12 protein-coding genes are annotated in these 17,365 nt (G+C 63.6%); 10 read left to right on the top strand and 2 right to left on the bottom strand.

From position 1 onward, the window contains the following. Nucleotides 1–822 (bottom strand): ABC transporter ATP-binding protein, encoded by an 822-nt coding sequence (locus tag AB7813_RS10515; RefSeq protein ID WP_439083113.1) that lies wholly within the window; start codon nt 820–822, stop codon nt 1–3. Beyond that, a complete protein-coding gene (locus tag AB7813_RS10510) occupies nt 822–1,790 on the bottom strand; it encodes an ABC transporter substrate-binding protein (RefSeq protein WP_439083114.1) in 969 nt (322 codons plus the stop codon). Before AB7813_RS10510 ends, AB7813_RS10515 begins: the two co-directional genes overlap by 1 nt. A 101-nt stretch (nt 1,791–1,891) precedes the next feature. On the opposite strand from AB7813_RS10510, the gene AB7813_RS10505 reads away from it, so the two are divergent. From AB7813_RS10505 to eutB, 10 genes are all read left to right on the top strand, one after another. Then, nucleotides 1,892–2,140, top strand: a complete 249-nt coding sequence (locus AB7813_RS10505) for a hypothetical protein (protein ID WP_439064426.1) — start codon at nt 1,892–1,894, stop codon at nt 2,138–2,140. Further along, nucleotides 2,089–3,249 (top strand): FAD-dependent oxidoreductase, encoded by a 1,161-nt coding sequence (locus AB7813_RS10500; RefSeq protein WP_439064425.1) that lies wholly within the window; start codon nt 2,089–2,091, stop codon nt 3,247–3,249. Before AB7813_RS10505 ends, AB7813_RS10500 begins: the two co-directional genes overlap by 52 nt. After that, nucleotides 3,228–4,178: a polysaccharide deacetylase family protein gene (locus AB7813_RS10495; protein WP_439064424.1), complete on the top strand. Its 951-nt coding sequence runs from the start codon at nt 3,228–3,230 to the stop codon at nt 4,176–4,178. Before AB7813_RS10500 ends, AB7813_RS10495 begins: the two co-directional genes overlap by 22 nt. A 174-nt stretch (nt 4,179–4,352) precedes the next feature. Further along, nucleotides 4,353–5,351 carry a Bug family tripartite tricarboxylate transporter substrate binding protein gene (locus AB7813_RS10490; RefSeq protein WP_231079988.1) on the top strand — a complete coding sequence of 333 codons (999 nt, stop codon included), beginning with the start codon at nt 4,353–4,355 and terminating at the stop codon, nt 5,349–5,351. Nucleotides 5,352–6,231: 880 nt separating this feature from the next. Continuing rightward, entirely contained in the window at nt 6,232–7,755 is a 1,524-nt protein-coding gene (locus tag AB7813_RS10485; RefSeq protein WP_231079989.1) for a UxaA family hydrolase, read from the top strand. A gap of 234 nt (nt 7,756–7,989) precedes the next feature. After that, nucleotides 7,990–11,277: a DUF2126 domain-containing protein gene (locus AB7813_RS10480; protein WP_439083115.1), complete on the top strand. Its 3,288-nt coding sequence runs from the start codon at nt 7,990–7,992 to the stop codon at nt 11,275–11,277. Nucleotides 11,278–11,308: 31 nt separating this feature from the next. Then, nucleotides 11,309–13,816: a circularly permuted type 2 ATP-grasp protein gene (locus AB7813_RS10475; RefSeq protein ID WP_439064422.1), complete on the top strand. Its 2,508-nt coding sequence runs from the start codon at nt 11,309–11,311 to the stop codon at nt 13,814–13,816. After that, nucleotides 13,813–14,691 (top strand): transglutaminase family protein, encoded by an 879-nt coding sequence (locus AB7813_RS10470; protein ID WP_439064421.1) that lies wholly within the window; start codon nt 13,813–13,815, stop codon nt 14,689–14,691. The genes AB7813_RS10475 and AB7813_RS10470 overlap by 4 nt, the downstream gene beginning before the upstream one ends. Then, nucleotides 14,688–15,887: an NAD(P)/FAD-dependent oxidoreductase gene (locus AB7813_RS10465; RefSeq protein ID WP_439064420.1), complete on the top strand. Its 1,200-nt coding sequence runs from the start codon at nt 14,688–14,690 to the stop codon at nt 15,885–15,887. The genes AB7813_RS10470 and AB7813_RS10465 overlap by 4 nt, the downstream gene beginning before the upstream one ends. A 32-nt stretch (nt 15,888–15,919) precedes the next feature. Then, nucleotides 15,920–17,302 carry an ethanolamine ammonia-lyase subunit EutB gene (eutB, locus tag AB7813_RS10460; RefSeq protein WP_439064419.1) on the top strand — a complete coding sequence of 461 codons (1,383 nt, stop codon included), beginning with the start codon at nt 15,920–15,922 and terminating at the stop codon, nt 17,300–17,302. The last annotated feature ends 63 nt before the right edge of the window (nt 17,303–17,365 follow it).

The following is a 17,365-nucleotide window of genomic DNA, read 5'->3' as shown; positions in this document are numbered from 1 at the left end:
TCAGTCACCCGTCCGGTTGAAGATGATGTCGCGGATCTGGTTCTTGATCTCCTGGAAGCGCGGCAGCTTCACCGTGTCGGCATCGCGCGGACGCGGCAGATCGATGGTGATGTCGGCACGGATGGTGCCGGGGCGTTCCGACATGATCAGCACGCGGTCACCGAGCAGGATCGCCTCCTCGATGTCATGGGTGATGAGCAGCGCGGCACGGCCCAGTTCCTGCCAGAGGCGCGAGAGTTCGAGCGACAATTCCTCGCGGGTGAGCGCGTCAAGCGCGCCAAAAGGTTCGTCGAGGAGTAGCAGGCGCGGATCGGAGATCACGGCGCGGCAGAAGGCGGCGCGCTGCTTCATGCCGCCGGACAGTGCCTGCGGGCGCTGATGGGCGAAATCCTTCAGGCCGGTGAGTTCGAGCAGCTTCAGCGCTCGCTCGCGCGCGGCGGCTTTCGGCAGCGCCAGCACGTCGGCGGGAAGCAATACGTTGTCGAGTACGCTGGTCCATGGAAACAGCACGTGCTCCTGAAACACGATGCCCACTTCATGCGACGGGCCGTCGAGCGGCGTGCCATAGCGCTGCATGGTGCCCGTGTCCGGCATTTCCAGCCCGGCAACGAGGCGCAGCAGCGTGGACTTGCCGCAGCCCGATGGGCCGACCACCGAGACGAAACTGCCGGGATCGATGCGCAGATCGACCGGGCCGAGTGCATGGGTCGCCTTGCCGCCTTTGCCGGGATAGGTCTTGGTGACGCCCTTGAGATCGATCGCAGGAACCACCGGCGCGGCAGTCCGCGACGGCGCATCATTGTGTGCGGAAATCGCCGTCATCAGTCGATGAAGCCCGGTGCGAACAGGTCTTCCGGCTTCACGGGATTCTTCAGCGTGAAGTTGGCCGACATCACATCGACGGTGCTGGCGATGCTCTTCGGGTCGATATGGCCGAGCGCTCCCTTCACTTCGGCGAGTTCCTTCACCAGCCTGGTCTCGCCTTCGATCACCGCCGGCTGCAGTTCCTTCTGATACTTCGCCATGATGGTGGCGGCTTCCGCCGGATTGGCGAAGGCGTCCTTCATGCCCTTGATGGTGGCGCGGACGAAGGCCTTCACCTGATCCGGGCTCTTCGCGATCATCTCCTCGGAAGCGATCAGGCCGTTGCCGTAATAATCGAGATTGGAGTCGGCGTAGTTGATGCGGGTGACTTCCTTCGGCGCCACGGCTGCTGCAATCAACGGCTCGCCGACCGAGAACTGGCAGATCGCATCCGCGCGGCCATTGGCGAGCAGCGACGGCAGCGCCGAGCCTTCGGCGACCACCCACTTCACCTTGCTGGCGTCGATGCCGGCCGCCTTGGCGAAAGCCGGGAACAGCAGGCGCACCGAGCTTGATGCGGTGTCAGCGACGGTCTTGCCTTCGAGATCCTTCGGCGAATTGATGCCGCTGCCCTTGATGGCGAAGATCGCCTGCGGCGGCTTCGCATAGACCACCGAGACCAGCTTCACCGGCACGCCGTCATTGCCGCGCGCCAGCACCAGCGAACCGGCATCGGCGAAGCCGAAGGTGGCGACGCCGGCAGCAACCTTCTTGATGGCGTCGGCCGAGCCCTGGCCGCGCACGAAGGTCACATCGAAGCCCTCGGCCTTGTAGTAGCCCTTCTCGCGGGCAACGTAGAAATAAGCGTGGCGGCCGTTGAAGCCGAAATCGGTGATGAAATTGATCTCGGCAGCCTGCGCGCTGGAGACGCCGACTGTGGCCAGGGTCGCAAGCAGGGCGGCGGTGAGGCGAGCGCGGAATTTCATGGTCTGACCTTCAGTGACGGGTGAGGAGGAGGCCGGCTTTCGGTGCGCAAGCGGCGCATCCAAATTCGTTCGCAATCGAATAAATGCTAAGGGCGGCGTTGATGAAGATCAACGGCGGCGCTGCCCAAAAACTCACCGTGAATAACGAAAAATCGCGCAAAATCCGCGCATATCGCTCGTTTCTGAGGCGGCTCGTGCCGTTGCTTGACAGCCGCGAGCAGCCCGTTCTAAGCGAAATCATTCGCTATCGAATGATATGCGGCCCGGATGCTGTGGCGCCGCTGGAACGAGGTGAGAGATGGATCGCGGAACACGGATCGCCGTTCTCGGCGCGGGTCTCGCCGGATTGACGGTGGCGGGGCTGCTGCAGCGCGCCGGCTTCCCGGTCGCGGTCTATGAGCAGTCGCCGCGTTTTTCGCGCATCGGCGCTGGCATCATTCTCGGCGCCAACGTTTCCAAAGTACTGCGCCGGCTCGATCTCGAAGACGCCTTTGCCGCCACCGGTATTCGCCCCGATGCGTTTCTCAGCCGCGCATGGGATACGGGCGAACAGCTCTACAGGCTCGATTTCGACGCGGAATGCGAAGCGCGTTTCGGCGGCCCCTTTGTCAATATCCATCGCGCCGATCTGCATCAGTTGCTGCAGCGACCGCTCGCGCCCGGCACCATCCGTTTCGGCCACAAGCTCACCGGCATCGCGGAGCGCGGCGACGCGCTCACCTTGCGCTTCGAGAACGGCACAAGCGCGGAAGCCGATATCGCCATCGGCGCTGACGGCATTCGCTCCATCACCCGCGAACTCATCCTTGGCGCGGAAGAGCCGCGCTTCATCGGGCGTTCTGCACCGCGCGCGGTGTTTCCGGCGAGCCGGATCACGGGTGACCCCATCGACGACTGTACCAAGTGGTGGGCGCCCGACCGGCATACGCTCGCTTACTACATGACGCCCGACCGCCAGGAAGTCTATGTGATGGCCGCGCTGCCGATGGCGCGCTGGGATGGCGACGGTTCACCGGTGAAGGGCGACCGCGACGAATTCATCGCCGCTTTCGACGATGCGCATCCCGATCTGAAACGCGCAGTGGAGGCAGCCGAAGACGTCACCGTGTGGCCGATCTTCGACCGGCCCCGCAACGACACCTGGCACAAGGGCCGCGTGGTGCTGATGGGCGATGCCTGCCATGCGGTGCGTCCGTTCATGGCGGCCGGCGGCTCGGCGGCCATCGAGGACGCCGCGATCCTCGGCCGCTGCATCGCCGAATTCGGCGATCCCGCTACGGCGTTTGCGCATTACACGATGATCCGCATCCCGCGCGTCGCCGACATCCAGCAGATTTCCATCGCCAATTCGTGGATGCATGGCCCGACCGAGACCGACTGGTTCTTCGGTTATGATGCTTGCACCGTGCCGCTCGACCGAGCCATTCCGGAGGCCCTATGTCCGAATTTGCAGCGATGAAGCCCGGCGACATCCGTCCTGAACCGATGCAGGCGCGCGATCTCGTCGGTTACGGCGCCACGTCACCCGATCCGCGCTGGCCGAATGGCGCGAAGATCGCGGTCAGCATCAGCCTGAATATCGAAGGTGGCGGCGAGTCCACGCTGGTGAACGGCGATGCAGTCTCCGAAGGCATGCTGAATGACATTGGCGTGCCGACGAAAGAGGGCGTTCGCGTTCCGCTGGTGGAGTCCGTGTTCGAATATGGCAGCCGTCGCGGCGCCTGGCGCGTGCTCGATGTCCTCGATCGTTTCAAGGTGCCGGTGAGCATCCTCGGCGTCGCGCGGGCGATGGAGCAGAATCCGGAGCTCGCCAAGGCGTGTGTCGCGCGCGGTCACGAGATGGTCAGCCACGGCTATCGCTGGATCGACTATTGCCATGTAGATGAAGCGACCGAGCGTGCGCATATCCGCAAGGCGATCGAGATACTCACTGAGCTGACCGGTAGCCGCCCACTCGGCTGGATGACCGGACGTCCCGGTCCGAACACGCGGCGCCTGCTCGCGGAGGAGGGCGGCTTTCTCTATGACCGCGACTCGCTCGCCGATGAGCTGCCCTACTGGGTGAAGACCGAGCACGGCCCGTTTCTCGTCGTGCCGTATTCCTATGAAGCCAACGACAATCGCTTCAACGAGAATTCCGGCTTCGCAACCGGCGAGCAGTTCTTCACTTACATGCGCGACGCGTTCGATGTTCTCTACGCGGAAGGCGTCGCCGGCGCGCCGAAACTGCTGTCCATCGGTCTGCATGACCGTTTGATCGGCCGTCCTGGCCGTGTTGGCGGGCTCATCAAGATGCTCGAACACATGCGCGCGTATGATGACGTATGGTTCTGCCGTGGCATCGATGTCGCGCAGCATTGGCGAACGCATTTTCCGCCGAAGCCATGACGCGCCGCTGACGGCCGGGCAATATTCCGGCTGATGGCATGCACGCCCGAGGCGGCGTTGCCGGATGTGTTCTCCGAACGCCTGTGCGTGTCACCCTGCTTTGCCTTCGCGGGCGAAGCCGGTCATACTCGATACACTTATCCGCAGAGATAAGATCAAATCGGGAGAATGATCGTGCGAAACAACTTGCGTCTGCTCAACCGACGCCAATTCGTCACCGCGGGCGCAGGCGCTGCTGCATTGTTGAGTGCGCCGTCACTCGTCCGCGCCAATAGCTGGCCAACCAAGCCGATCAAGATTCTCGCGGGCTCCGCGGCCGGCGGCCAGACCGATCAGTTCTCGCGCGTTTATGGCGAGTATCTGTCGCGTGAACTCGGGCAGACCGTGGTGGTCGAGAACAAGGCCGGTGCCGGCGGCGCCGTTGCAGCGATGGAGCTGAAACGCTCCGATCCCGACGGCCACACGCTGATGATCTGCAACACCACCGCCTACATGCTCAATCCCGTTCTCATCAAGGACATCAAGTACAGTGTCCCGCAGGACTTCGCCTGGGTCGCGGTGATGCCGGGCGGAAGCCTGCCGCTGATGGTGAGCGAAAAGGTCGGCGCGAAGACGCTCAAGGACTTCATCGACTATGCGCGCAAGGCCGAGAAGGTGAATGTTGGCACATATGCGTCCGGCTCCTTCGCGCATATGGTTATCGTCGAGCTCAACAAGCAGTATGGGCTGAAGATGGAGGCGGTGCATTATCGCGGTGAGGCGCCGATGTGGCAGGATCTCGCCGGTGGGTCGATCGATGCCGGCATCGGCAGCTACGCTGCGGCGCTGCCGGTGCTGCAAACCGGCAAGGCCCGCGCTGTCGCGGTGTCGCGCCGCCGCATCAAGGATCTTCCCGACGTCGGCACATTCCTCGAACAGGGCGCAACCTCACGCGCGCACAGCCTTTTGACCTTTCAGGGATGTGTGGCTCCGGCGAAGACGCCGCCGGAGGTGGTCGCAAAACTGTCCGCGCTGTTCGTTGGCGCCGGCAAGAGCGATCGCGTGCGTGAACTCCTCAAGAGCCAGGGTATCGACGAGGGCCCGATGACACTGGAAGCGAGCCAGGCGCTCTACAAGGAAGAGGCACCGGTCTGGGCCGAACTCGCCGCGAGTCTGGGGCCGCAGCCGCAGTAGTTGGGTCTGGAGGCACTCTGGCAGTCCGGCCCGCCACACACTCGTCATTCCGGGGCGCACGAAGCGGCGCAGCCGCGTAGTGCGAACCCGGAATCTCGAAGTGTTTAGCACTGACTAGAGACTCCCATGCTGAGATTCCGGGTTCGCGCGCGCAAAGATGCGCGCACGCCCCGGAATGACGAGTGGGGGCGGTAAGCTCATCCCTAAACATTTATTCCTACATCCCGTTGACAAGATCTCCATCAGGTTTATATTCCCCGTTGTCCTGCCCCGCCGAGAGGGGCGATCGCGATCGTCACGTTCGCGGGGTGGGATGCGGTGGACGCCGGAGATGCGGCGTCACGCGGTTCATGGGGGAACGTCTGTCTTCGGGCAGGACGGATCTGCGCCAGCACTGCCACTGGCAAGGAGACGGCCGGCCTTGGGATCGACAGACCCCTGGACAGTGTGACGGACGACCAAATCGAAACGCGTTCGGCCTAGTCGCTTGAGGCTCCCTTCCCATCGCCTTGGGACTTTAATTCGCGATCGGAGCGTTCGTCGAGGCAAAGTGCAAGCAACCGAAAAAACACCGCAGGCGGAACGTCGGGCACTTGCTCGGCGCCTCCGAAAGTCCTGATGCACTCTAAATTGCGGAAGACCGCATTCGCATCAGGCCCAAGGGTGCAACGGGCACCCGGCGTTCCGCACGCCCTCTCACAGGGGGCAGGGAATGCAAAGGACGACGGCGCCCCCGCGCCGCAAACAATGGGGGCGATGACGCATGTCTGATCGGCGTCATCATGAGCCAAAGCAGGGCTGACGCCGCCTACTTCTTTCAGCTAGAGTCATTCCAAACAAGAGGTCTGCCAGACCACAAAACGCGCGCGAGGAAATCCCGATGATTCCATCTCCCGTCATTCGTCTGCATGACAACGACGCCGTATTGATCGCGCGTACCACGCTGCTGCCCGGTATCGAGGTGACGACAGGCGTCGTGACGTCGGAGCGCATCCCCGCGGGCCATAAGGTCGCGATCCGGCCTATCGCCACCGGCGAGGAAATCCGCCGCTACGGGCAGATCATCGGCTTTGCCACGCAGCCGATCGCGCCCGGCCAGCATGTCCATACGCAGAACATGGGCATGGGCGATTTCGATCGCGACTATGCCTATGGCGTGGACGTCAAGCCGACGCCGAATTTCGATCTGCCGGCGAGTTTCATGGGTCTCAGGCGCAGCGATGGCCGCGTCGCCACGCGCAACTATATCGGCATCCTGACGTCAGTGAATTGCAGCGCCCATGTCGCCAGCATGGTCGCCGATGTATTCAAGAAGAATCCCTTCACCGGCCACAATCCGCTCGCCGACTATCCCAATGTCGATGGCGTCGTCGCGCTCACCCACAAGACCGGCTGCGGCATGACGCAGGACGAACCGCTGACGCTGCTGCGACGAACTCTCGGCGGCTACGCGCGGCACGTGAACTTCTCCCACGTGGTCGTGCTCGGCCTCGGTTGCGAGATCAACCAGATCGGCGGCTTGATGCAGGAGCAGAAGCTCGCCGGGCGCTTGCGCGAGATGCAGATCCAGGAGATCGGCGGCACCCGCAAGACCACCGAGGCCGGCGTAGCCTTCGTCAATGAAGTGCTGGCCGATGCCAACAACGTCACGCGCGAGGAAGTCTCTGCCAGCGAGTTGACGGTGGCCCTGCAATGCGGCGGCTCCGATGGCTATTCCGGAATATCCGCCAATCCCGCGCTCGGCGCCGCGAGCGATCTGCTCGTGCGTCACGGTGGCACCGTGGTGCTGTCGGAAACGCCGGAGACCTATGGCGCCGAACATCTGCTGACGCGCCGCGCGGTGTCGCGCGAGGTCGGCGAGAAACTGGTCGGGCTGATGCGCTGGTGGGACGCCTATTGCGAACGCGAGGGCGCCGAGATGAACGCCAATCCGAGCCCCGGCAACAAGGCCGGCGGCCTCACCACCATTCTCGAAAAATCTCTGGGCGCGATGGCCAAGGCCGGCTCGACCAATCTCGTCGATGTGCTGAACTATGCCGAGACGATCACCAAGAAGGGTTTTGTGTTCATGGACACGCCCGGCTACGACCCCGTTGCGGCGACAGGGCAGGTCGCCGGCGGCGCCAATCTCGTCTGCTTCACCACCGGCCGCGGCAGCGTGTTCGGCTGCAAGCCGGCGCCGTCCATCAAGCTCGCCACCAACACGCCGATGTTCAAGCGCATGGAAGAGGACATGGACATCAATTGCGGAACCATCCTCGATGGCGACGAGACAGTGCAGGAATGCGGCCAGCGCATCTTTGAGCTGATGCTCAAGACCGCCTCCGGCGCGCCGACCAAGAGCGAAAGCTTCGATTTCGGCGGCGCGGAGTTCGCGCCCTGGGTGCTCGGCGCGACGATGTGAGGGTGACCGCTGCTCCGTCCTCATCCTGAGGAGCGGCGCACTTGCGCCGCGTCTCGAAGGATGGCCCAGCACTCCGATTCATGGTTCGAGACGCGCGCCAAGCGGCGCGCTCCTCACCATGAGGGCAGAGTTAGGTGAAGCGCCCCCAATCGAGGCACATCGTGCCCGTTGTTAGAGCTTGATCCCTGGCACCTCCGGTGTTCTGCTTAAAAAAGCTGCTGGAGTTGCGCCACTGTGTCGATCTTCGTCGCACTGAACCACGTCACCCATTACAAATATGATCGGCCGATTACGCTGGGGCCGCAGACCATCCGGCTGCGACCGGCGCCGCATGCGCGCACGCCAATCCTGAGCTATTCGCTCAAGGTCACGCCGACCAATCATTTCGTGAACTGGCAGCAGGATCCGCAGGGCAACTGGCTGGCGCGCTTCGTCTTCCCGGAACCGGCCAACGAATTGAAGATCGAGGTCGACTTCACCGCCGAAATGACGGTGATCAATCCGTTCGACTTCTTCGTCGAGCCCTATGCCGAGACATTTCCCTTCGCCTATACCGACGATCTGAAGAGCGAACTCGCGCCTTACATGGCGACGACCGAGCCAGGGCCGCGCTTCACGGCCTATATGGCGGAGATCGCGAAGGAAGCGCCGAACACGGTGAACTTCCTCGTCGATCTCAATGCGCGCCTGCGCGAGAAGGTCAACTACATCATCCGCATGGAGCCCGGCGTGCAGTCTCCGGAAGAGACGCTGCTGTCCGGCGCGGGCTCATGCCGCGACTCTGCGTGGCTCCTGATCGAGACACTGCGCCATCTCGGCCTTGCCGCGCGTTTCGTCTCCGGCTATCTCATCCAGTTGCGCCCGGACATTGATCCGATCGAAGGACCGCCTGAAGTCGAGGCTGATTTCACGGACCTGCACGCCTGGGCCGAAGTCTATATCCCCGGCGCCGGCTGGGTCGGCTTCGATGCGACGTCGGGCATGCTGACAGGCGAGGGGCACGTCCCGGTGGCGGCGACGCCGCATTTCCGCTCAGCCGCGCCGATCTCCGGCATGGCCGGCTTTGCCGAAGTCGAGTTCGCGTTCGCTATGGGCGTCAAACGCATTCGCGAGGCGCCGCGGATCACCAAACCGTTCTCGGATGAATCCTGGGCAAGACTCGATGCGCTCGGCGAAAAGGTCGATGCCGATCTCAAAGCCCATGACGTGCGTCTCACCATGGGCGGCGAGCCAACATTCGTGTCTGTCGACGATATGGAATCGCCGGAGTGGAATACGGCTGCCGTCGGGCCGACCAAGCGCGGCCTCGGCGACGATCTGATCCGCCGGTTGCGGACGCGCTTTGCACCGGGCGGCCTGATGCATTACGGGCAGGGCAAATGGTATCCCGGCGAGAGCCTGCCGCGCTGGGCGTTCGGCCTGTATTGGCGCAAGGACGGCGTGCCGATCTGGAAGAACGACGCACTGATCTCACGGATCGAAGGTCCGCGCAGCGCCGATATCGGCGGCGCCGAGCGTTTTGCCGAAGGCACGGCGCGGCGGCTTGGCCTGCCGAAGGACTATGTCATTCCGGCCTTCGAGGATCCCGTCTATTGGGAGCAGAAGGAATCGAACCTGCCGAACAATGTCGTGCCCGGCGACTCCAAATTGCCCGATCCGGAGGAGCGTGCGCGCATGGCGCGGGTCTTCGAACATGGACTCGACAGGCCGAAGGGGTTCGTGCTGCCGATCCAGCGCTGGAATACGGAGGCGGCTGCGGACAGGCGCTGGCGCTCCGAGCGCTGGAAGCTGCGCCGTGGCAACCTGTTCCTGACACCCGGCGATTCACCGATGGGCCTGCGCCTGCCGTTGTCGTCGCTGCCGCACCTCACCGAAGAGGAATATCCGTTCATCGTGGAGCAGGATCCGCTGGAGCCGCGCGGCGACATGCCGGTGTTCGACGAAATCGCGTCGGCGGAAAACCAGCCTGCCGCACAATACGTCCAGGAGCAGCAGATTCGGTCCGGCGGCGTACGCACGGCGATGTCGATTGAAATTCGCGATGGCATTCTCTGTGCCTTCATGCCGCCGGTCGAGAAGTTTGAAGATTATCTCGAACTGGTGACGGCGCTGGAGGCGACGGCCGAAGAACTGCAGATGCAGGTACATGTCGAAGGCTATCCGCCGCCGTTCGATCCGCGCGTCGAGGTCATCAAGGTGACGCCCGATCCCGGTGTGCTGGAGATCAACATTCATCCCGCCTCGAGCTGGCGCGAAGCCGTCGATACCACGACATTTCTCTATGAAGAGGCCGCGAAGACACGGCTCGGCGCCAACAAGTTTCTGCTTGATGGCCGTCACACCGGCACCGGTGGTGGCAATCACGTGGTGGTCGGCGGCAGCTCACCGGCGGACTCGCCGTTCCTGCGCCGGCCGGATCTCCTGAAGAGCCTTGTGCTGTATTGGCAGCGCCATCCGTCGCTGTCCTATCTGTTCTCCGGCATGTTCATCGGTCCGACCAGTCAGGCACCGCGTATCGATGAAGCGCGGCATGACGGTCTCTATGAATTGGAGATCGCACTGGCGCAGGTGCCGCCACCCGGTGGAAAGGCGCCGCTGTGGCTGGTCGATCGGCTGTTCCGGCATATCCTCGTCGATATCACCGGCAACACCCATCGCGCCGAGATCTGTATCGATAAACTCTATTCGCCCGATGGTACGACAGGTCGCCTCGGTCTCGTCGAATTCCGTGCGCTCGAAATGCCGCCCGATCCGCGGATGTCGCTGGCGCAGCAGCTCCTGATCCGCGCGCTGATCGCCCGGATGTGGCGCGAGCCGCAGGACGGCAAATTCGTCCGCTGGGGCACGGCGCTGCATGATCGCTTCATGCTGCCGCATTTCCTCTGGGAGGATTTCCAGGACGTGCTGAGTGAACTCGGCCGGTCCGGTTACGAATTCTCCAAGGAATGGTTCGAGGCGCAGCTCGAATTCCGCTTTCCCGTGTTCGGCCACGTTACCTATGGCGGCGTGACGCTGGAAGTCCGTCAGGCGCTGGAGCCGTGGCATGTGCTGGGCGAGGAGGGGTCTGCCGGCGGCACCGTCCGTTATGTGGATTCCTCGGTGGAGCGGTTGCAGCTCAAGGCCAACGGTTTCACGCCGGGCCGGCACATCATTACCTGCAACGGCCGGGCGCTGCCGATGACCGAGACCGGCCGGGCCGGCGAGGTGGTCGCTGGCGTCCGTTTCAAGGCATGGCAGCCGGCCTCGGGCCTGCACCCGACGATTCCGGTCCATGCGCCGCTGGTGTTCGATATTTATGACAGCTGGAATAGGCGGTCGCTCGGCGGTTGCGTCTATCATGTGGCGCATCCCGGCGGCCGCAATTACGAGACAAAACCGGTCAATGCCTACGAGGCGGAAGCTCGCCGGCTGGCCCGTTTCGAGGAGATCGGCCACACGCCCGGCGAAATCGCTCCGCCAAGGGCAGAACGCACACTTGAATTCCCATTGACCCTCGACTTGCGAACGCCTCTCCTGCATTGAGAATGCAGGCAGTTTGGGCTGGAGAGTCGGAATGACGGGACAGGCCGGTCAGGGGAAAAAGCCCCGTCCGGGACATCGTAAGGTCGCGCAATGGACCCGCGACTACGAGCGGCTGCCCGGGATTCCCGACGAATTCATCGCCCAGGATGGCACGCCGCGGGAGGTCTGGACGCGGTTCTTCGAGGCCTTCGGCGCCATGGCGCCCGTTGAGATCGAACGCCGCTTCGGCTCTGCCGACCGTCATCTCCGGGAAGCCGGCGTCACCTACCGCGCGCCCGGCGAAATCGCCGACCGGATCTGGCCACTCAGCCATGTGCCGCTCCTGATCGACGAATCCGAATGGCTGCAGATTTCAGCGGCAATGACCCAGCGCGCCGAGTTGCTGGAGAAGATTCTCGGCGACCTCTATGGCGATGCCAGCCTTGTCGCGTCCGGCGCGATCCCGGCGGCGGCGATTGCCGGCAGTTCGGAATATCTGCGGGCGATGCGCGGTGTGAAGCCGCCCGGTGGCCGCTATCTTAACGTCTATGCCGCCGATCTCGGCCGCGGTCCCGATGGCCGCTGGTGGGTGCTCGGCGATCGCACGCAGGCGCCGTCCGGCATGGGCTATGCGCTGGAAAATCGACTGGTGCTGTCGCGCGCCTTCACCGACCTCTACAAGTCGATGAATGTCGAGCGCGTCGCGCCGTTCTTCGAAGCCTTTCGCGACAGTCTGCGCGCGTCGGCCGATCGTGACGAACCGCGCGTCGGCCTGTTGTCGCCCGGGCCGTTCAGCGAGACCTATTTCGAACACGCGACACTGGCGCGCTATCTCGGTTTCCTGCTGGTGGAAGGCGATGACCTCGCAGTCTCCGGCGACCGCGTGCACATCCGCACTGTGGCCGGCTTGAAGCGCCTTGATGTGCTGCTGCGCCGCGTGGATGCCAATTCGCTCGATCCGCTGGAGCTGGATGCCTCGTCGCAACTCGGTGTGCCCGGGCTGATCGACGTTGTCAGAAAGAATGGCGTCGTCGTCGCCAACATGCCTGGCTCCGGCGTGATGGAAGCGCGCGCTCTTTTGGGTTTTCTGCCAAGCTTGAGCCGGAAGCTGCTCGGCGAACCACTCAAGATGCCGCATATCGCGACCTGGTGGTGTGGCCAGAAATCGGCGCGCGAAGAAGTGCTGGCGCGGCTCGACGACTTTGCCATCGAAGGCGCCTATGGCGGAGCGGTGCCCGGTTTCCCTGGCTACTCGCCGGTGCTGCCGTCGCAGCTCTCGCCAAGCGAGCGCGAGCGTCTGAAGGCGGCGATTGCCAATCGCGGCGTCGATTATGTCGGGCAGGAGCTGGTGCAGCTCTCGACCACGCCGGTCTGGGACAATAGCCGGCTCGCGCCGCGTCCGTTCGTGCTGCGCGTCTTCGCGGCGGCGACGCCGGACGGTTGGACCATTATGCCCGGTGGCTTCTGCCGTATTGCGGATCAACCAGATGCCCGAGCAGTCTCCATGGGCGCCGGCGCGCGCGCAGCCGACGTCTGGGTCGTGGCCGACAAGGCCGTTGCTGCATCGACGCTACTGCCAGCCGTCGACAATGTGCGTATCCGCCGCATCGCCGGCTGGGTGCCGAGCCGCGCCGCCGACAATCTGTTCTGGCTCGGGCGCTATCTCGAGCGCGCCGAATCCACACTGCGTCTGATCCGCGCGCTCAGCGTGCCGCAGCGCGATCCCGGCAAAGGCGGCGCCACCGGGCAGCAATCGATCGAGCGCATCCAGCGCATGCTGATGACCTGGGGCGCGACATCGCTCACCTCGCGCTCCCAGCCGGCCAAGATCGCGGCTCAGGCATTGCAGGGCGAGGAGCAGTTTGGCTCAGCGCTATCGCTGGTGCGCTCTGCATTGCGGACCGCCACTTCGCTGCGCGAGCGGCTGTCGCCCGACGCCTGGCAGGTCATCACCGAAATGGCCGAGCGGCTTGCGCATGAAGTCGAAGATGACGATGACGTCGTCAGCGCGGCCGAACTGACCCTGCAGGAACTGGCGAGCTTCGCCGGTCTCGCGCAGGAAAACATGAACCGTGCTGCCGGCTGGCGCTTCCTCGAAATGGGGCGCCGCGCCGAACGTGCCATCAACACCACGCGCTTTGCGCGGCAATTCGCGTCCGACGACGCGACGAGTGACGATCTCGATATCCTGCTGACGCTGGTGGATTGCCAGATCACCTATCGTTCGCGCTATCTGGTCGGCCCGCTACTTGCGCCGGTGCGGGATCTCGTGGTGCTCGATCCCTATAACCCGCGCTCGGTGGCATTCCAGGTCTCGGCACTGAACGATCACATCGCCAGCCTGCCGACGCTGAAGGAGAACGGCCTGATGGAACGGCCGCAGCGGCTGGCGGTGGCGCTGCGCTCGTCGCTGGTCACCGGCGAGGCATCCGAGATTCATACCAAGTCACTGTTTGCGCTGGAGCAGGATCTGCTGACGCTCGCGGATTCGATCGGCCTGCATTACTTCCCGCACGGCGCCAGCGCATCGCGTCCTGAAAAGCTGACGGGGCTGGCGTGATCTACGAAATCCGCCATGTCACGACCTATAGTTATGAAAGCCCTGTGAGCTATGCGCGCTGCTCGCTGCGGCTGCAGCCCAACAGCAGCGCCGGGCAGCAACTGGTCTCGCACAGCGTCGATATCAAGCCGCTGCCGGCGGCCCGCGCCATGCGGACGGATTTCTTCGGCACGCCGACGGAAAGCGTGTTGATCGAAACCCCGCATCGGGTGCTGCGGATCGACAGCCGGTCGCGCGTCTATGTCGAACGTTTTGCGCCGGGTCGCGGTGATGACAGCCCCGCCTGGGAAAGCGTGCGCGAGGCGGCGTTCGATTCCAGCGACCTCAGCGGTGCCTCGCCGATTGGTTATGTCTTCGCCAGTCCGCTGGTGCCGATCATCGATGCCGTCACGGACTATGCGGCGGTGAGCTTTACCGAAGGCCGCGGGATTCTCGCGGGCGCCGTCGATCTGATGCATCGCATCCGCACCGAGTTCAAATACGATCCGAAGGCCACGGTGATCTCGACGCCGTTGCAGGAGGTGCTGGATAAGCGCCACGGCGTCTGTCAGGATTTTGCGCATATCATGATTGCGGGCATGCGCGGGCTCGGTTTGCCCGCGGCGTATGTCAGCGGCTATCTGCGTACCATCCCCCCGCCAGGCAAGGAACGCCTGCAGGGTGCCGACGCAACGCATGCCTGGGTGTCCGTCTGGTGCGGTGAGGAGCTCGGCTGGATCGGATTCGATCCGACCAACGATATCCTGGTCGAGAACGATCATATCGTACTGGCGATCGGCCGCGATTTCTCCGACGTGTCGCCGGTCGATGGCGTGATCGTCGGCGCGCGCAAGCAGAAGCTCGCCGTCGCCGTCGATGTGCTGCTGCTGGAATGACCATCGTCCGTCGCGCGCATAACACGGCCGACATCGTCATTCTCGGTGCCGGTGCGGCCGGCCTGATGTGCGCCGGCATTGCGGGGCAACGCGGTCGCTCGGTGATGCTGCTGGAGCAGGCGAGGTCGCCGGGCGAGAAGATCCGTATCTCCGGCGGTGGGCGCTGCAATTTCACCAACCTGCATACGGCGCCGGCGAATTTCCTGTCGCAGAACCCGCAATTCTGTAAATCCGCACTGAAGGGCTTCACGCAGCAAGACTTCATCGCGCTGGTCGAGAAATATCGTATCGCCTATCACGAGAAGACCCGCGGGCAATTGTTCTGCGATGGTTCGTCCCAGCAGATCATCGACATGCTGCTGGACGAAAACCGCCGCAGCGATGTGCAGATGCGGCTTGGCGTCGGCATTCTCGGCGTGACGAAGAACGACAGCGGCTTTGTCGTCGCCACCGATCAGGGCGAGTACCGGTGTCAGTCGCTGGTTGTCGCCACCGGCGGGCCGTCGATCCCGAAAATGGGCGCCAGTGCCTTCGGCTACAAGCTGGCGCAGCAGTTCGGGCTGAAGATGATCGCGCCGCGCGCCGCGCTGGTGCCGCTGACCTTCGACGTTGCGGCGCTTGCACAATTCAAGGACCTCGCTGGCGTTGCCGTCGATGCCGTGGTCAGCGTCGGCAAGACCAAATTCGACGAGGCGCTGCTGTTTACCCATCGCGGTCTCAGCGGTCCGGCAGTCCTGCAGATCTCGTCCTATTGGCGCGACGGGCTCGATGTCGTCATCGACATGGCGCCGACGCGCGATGTGCTCGCCGCCCTGAAGGACGCACGCCGCGAACGACCGCGGCAGGAACTGGCTACCGTGCTCGGCGATCTCCTGCCCAAGCGACTGGCCCAGATGATCGCCGACAAGATCGCCGGCCCACCGCGGCTGGCGGATTTTTCGGACAAGCTGCTGGCCTCCGTGGCCGCGGCAGTGAAGGAATGGCGCGTGCGTCCGAACGGTACCGAGGGCTATCGCACGGCCGAGGTGACGCTTGGCGGTGTGGACACCACAGAACTGTCATCAAAAACGTTCGAAGCGACATCGGTGCCGGGGCTATATTTCATCGGCGAAGTCATAGATGTCACCGGCCATCTCGGCGGCTTCAACTTCCAGTGGGCGTGGTCTTCCGGCGTTGCCGCGGGGCGGCACGTCTAGACAGCCTCCGGCGAATATCCAACAATCCGGCCATGATCTATCGCCACGCCATCGGTGACCATACGCATGTCTTCGCGGATCTGCGCGACCTCATGGCCAAGGCAACGCCGCCGCGATCCGGCGACAGGTTGGCCGGAATTGCAGCCGAGACCGCCGAGCAGATGATCGCGGCGCGGATGGCGCTGGCGGATGTGCCGCTCACGCAATTCCTGCAGGAAATGGTCGTTCCCTACGAGGACGATGAGGTCACGCGTCTTATCGTCGATACGCATGATGCCGCCGCATTCTCCACGATCTCATTGCTGACCGTCGGCGGCTTTCGTGACTGGCTGCTGTCAGACGCGGCCACGCCGCAAGTCCTTCAGACCGTCGCCCGCGGCATCACGCCGGAGATGGCGGCGGCAGTCTCGAAGCTGATGCGCAATCAGGACCTGATCCTGGTGGCCAGGAAGTGCGAGGTGATCACGCGCTTTCGCAATACCATCGGGTTGCGCGGGTGCATGAGCGTGCGGTTGCAGCCGAACCACCCATTCGACGATATCAGGGGCATCACGGCATCCATTCTCGACGGGCTGATGCTGGGCTCCGGCGATGCCTGTATCGGCATCAATCCGGCAAGCGACGATCCTGCAGTGCTGGGCGGGCTGGTGCGGCTGCTCGACGATGTCATCACCAAGCTGGATATTCCGACCCAGAGTTGCGTGCTCACCCATGTCACGACCAGCCTTGATCTGATCAACCAGGGCGCCCCGGTCGATCTGGTGTTTCAGTCGATCGCCGGGACCGAAGCCGCCAATAAAAGTTTCGGCATCGATCTGGCGATCTTGAAAGAAGCTCATGCCGCCGGGCTCTCGCTGAAACGTGGCTCGCTCGGCCAGAACGTCATGTATTTCGAGACCGGGCAGGGCTCGGCTCTGTCGGCCAACGCCCATCACGGCGTCGATCAGCAGACTTTGGAGGCACGGGCCTATGCAGTTGCGCGGGCGTTCGATCCACTCCTGGTGAACAGCGTCGTCGGCTTCATCGGCCCCGAATATCTCTATGACGGCAAGGAGATCATCCGTGCCGGCCTGGAGGATCATTTCTGTGGCAAGCTGCTCGGCCTGCCGCTGGGCGTCGACGTCTGTTACACCAACCATGCCGAAGCCGATCAGGACGACATGGACAATTTGCTGACGCTGCTGGCTGCGGCGGGTGTGACCTTCGTGATGGGCGTGCCGGGCGCCGACGACGTGATGCTGAACTACCAGTCGACGTCATTTCATGATGCGCTCTATATCCGCGACCTGTTTGGGCTCAAACGCGCACCGGAATTCGACGACTGGCTGCAACGGGTCGGGCTCTCCGGAGCGGACCTTCGCATTTGCGACCGCGAAGGCCTGCTGCCCGATCTGGCCGCACGTCTGATCGCCTGACGTCAATAAACCGTCATAAGGCTTGGCGCTTTGTGTGCACTTGCGCGGAGCTGGTCACGACCT

The organism is Tardiphaga sp. 20_F10_N6_6 (genome assembly GCF_052076045.1).
GTDB classification, from domain to species: Bacteria; Pseudomonadota; Alphaproteobacteria; order Rhizobiales; family Xanthobacteraceae; genus Tardiphaga; species Tardiphaga robiniae.
Note: the sequence above shows the minus strand (reverse complement) of the source record. Positions and strands in the feature narration are given on the sequence as shown.

Excerpts from the sequence above, each read along its gene's own strand:
- AB7813_RS10515 (WP_439083113.1), bottom strand. The coding sequence starts at position 822 with ATGACGGCGATTTCCGCACACAATGATGCGCCGTCGCGGACTGCCGCG.
- AB7813_RS10510 (WP_439083114.1), bottom strand. The coding sequence starts at position 1,790 with ATGAAATTCCGCGCTCGCCTCACCGCCGCCCTGCTTGCGACCCTGGCC.
- AB7813_RS10505 (WP_439064426.1), top strand. The coding sequence starts at position 1,892 with ATGAAGATCAACGGCGGCGCTGCCCAAAAACTCACCGTGAATAACGAA.
- AB7813_RS10500 (WP_439064425.1), top strand. The coding sequence starts at position 2,089 with ATGGATCGCGGAACACGGATCGCCGTTCTCGGCGCGGGTCTCGCCGGA.
- AB7813_RS10495 (WP_439064424.1), top strand. The coding sequence starts at position 3,228 with ATGTCCGAATTTGCAGCGATGAAGCCCGGCGACATCCGTCCTGAACCG.
- AB7813_RS10485 (WP_231079989.1), top strand. The coding sequence starts at position 6,232 with ATGATTCCATCTCCCGTCATTCGTCTGCATGACAACGACGCCGTATTG.
- AB7813_RS10475 (WP_439064422.1), top strand. The coding sequence starts at position 11,309 with ATGACGGGACAGGCCGGTCAGGGGAAAAAGCCCCGTCCGGGACATCGT.
- AB7813_RS10465 (WP_439064420.1), top strand. The coding sequence starts at position 14,688 with ATGACCATCGTCCGTCGCGCGCATAACACGGCCGACATCGTCATTCTC.
- eutB (WP_439064419.1), top strand. The coding sequence starts at position 15,920 with ATGATCTATCGCCACGCCATCGGTGACCATACGCATGTCTTCGCGGAT.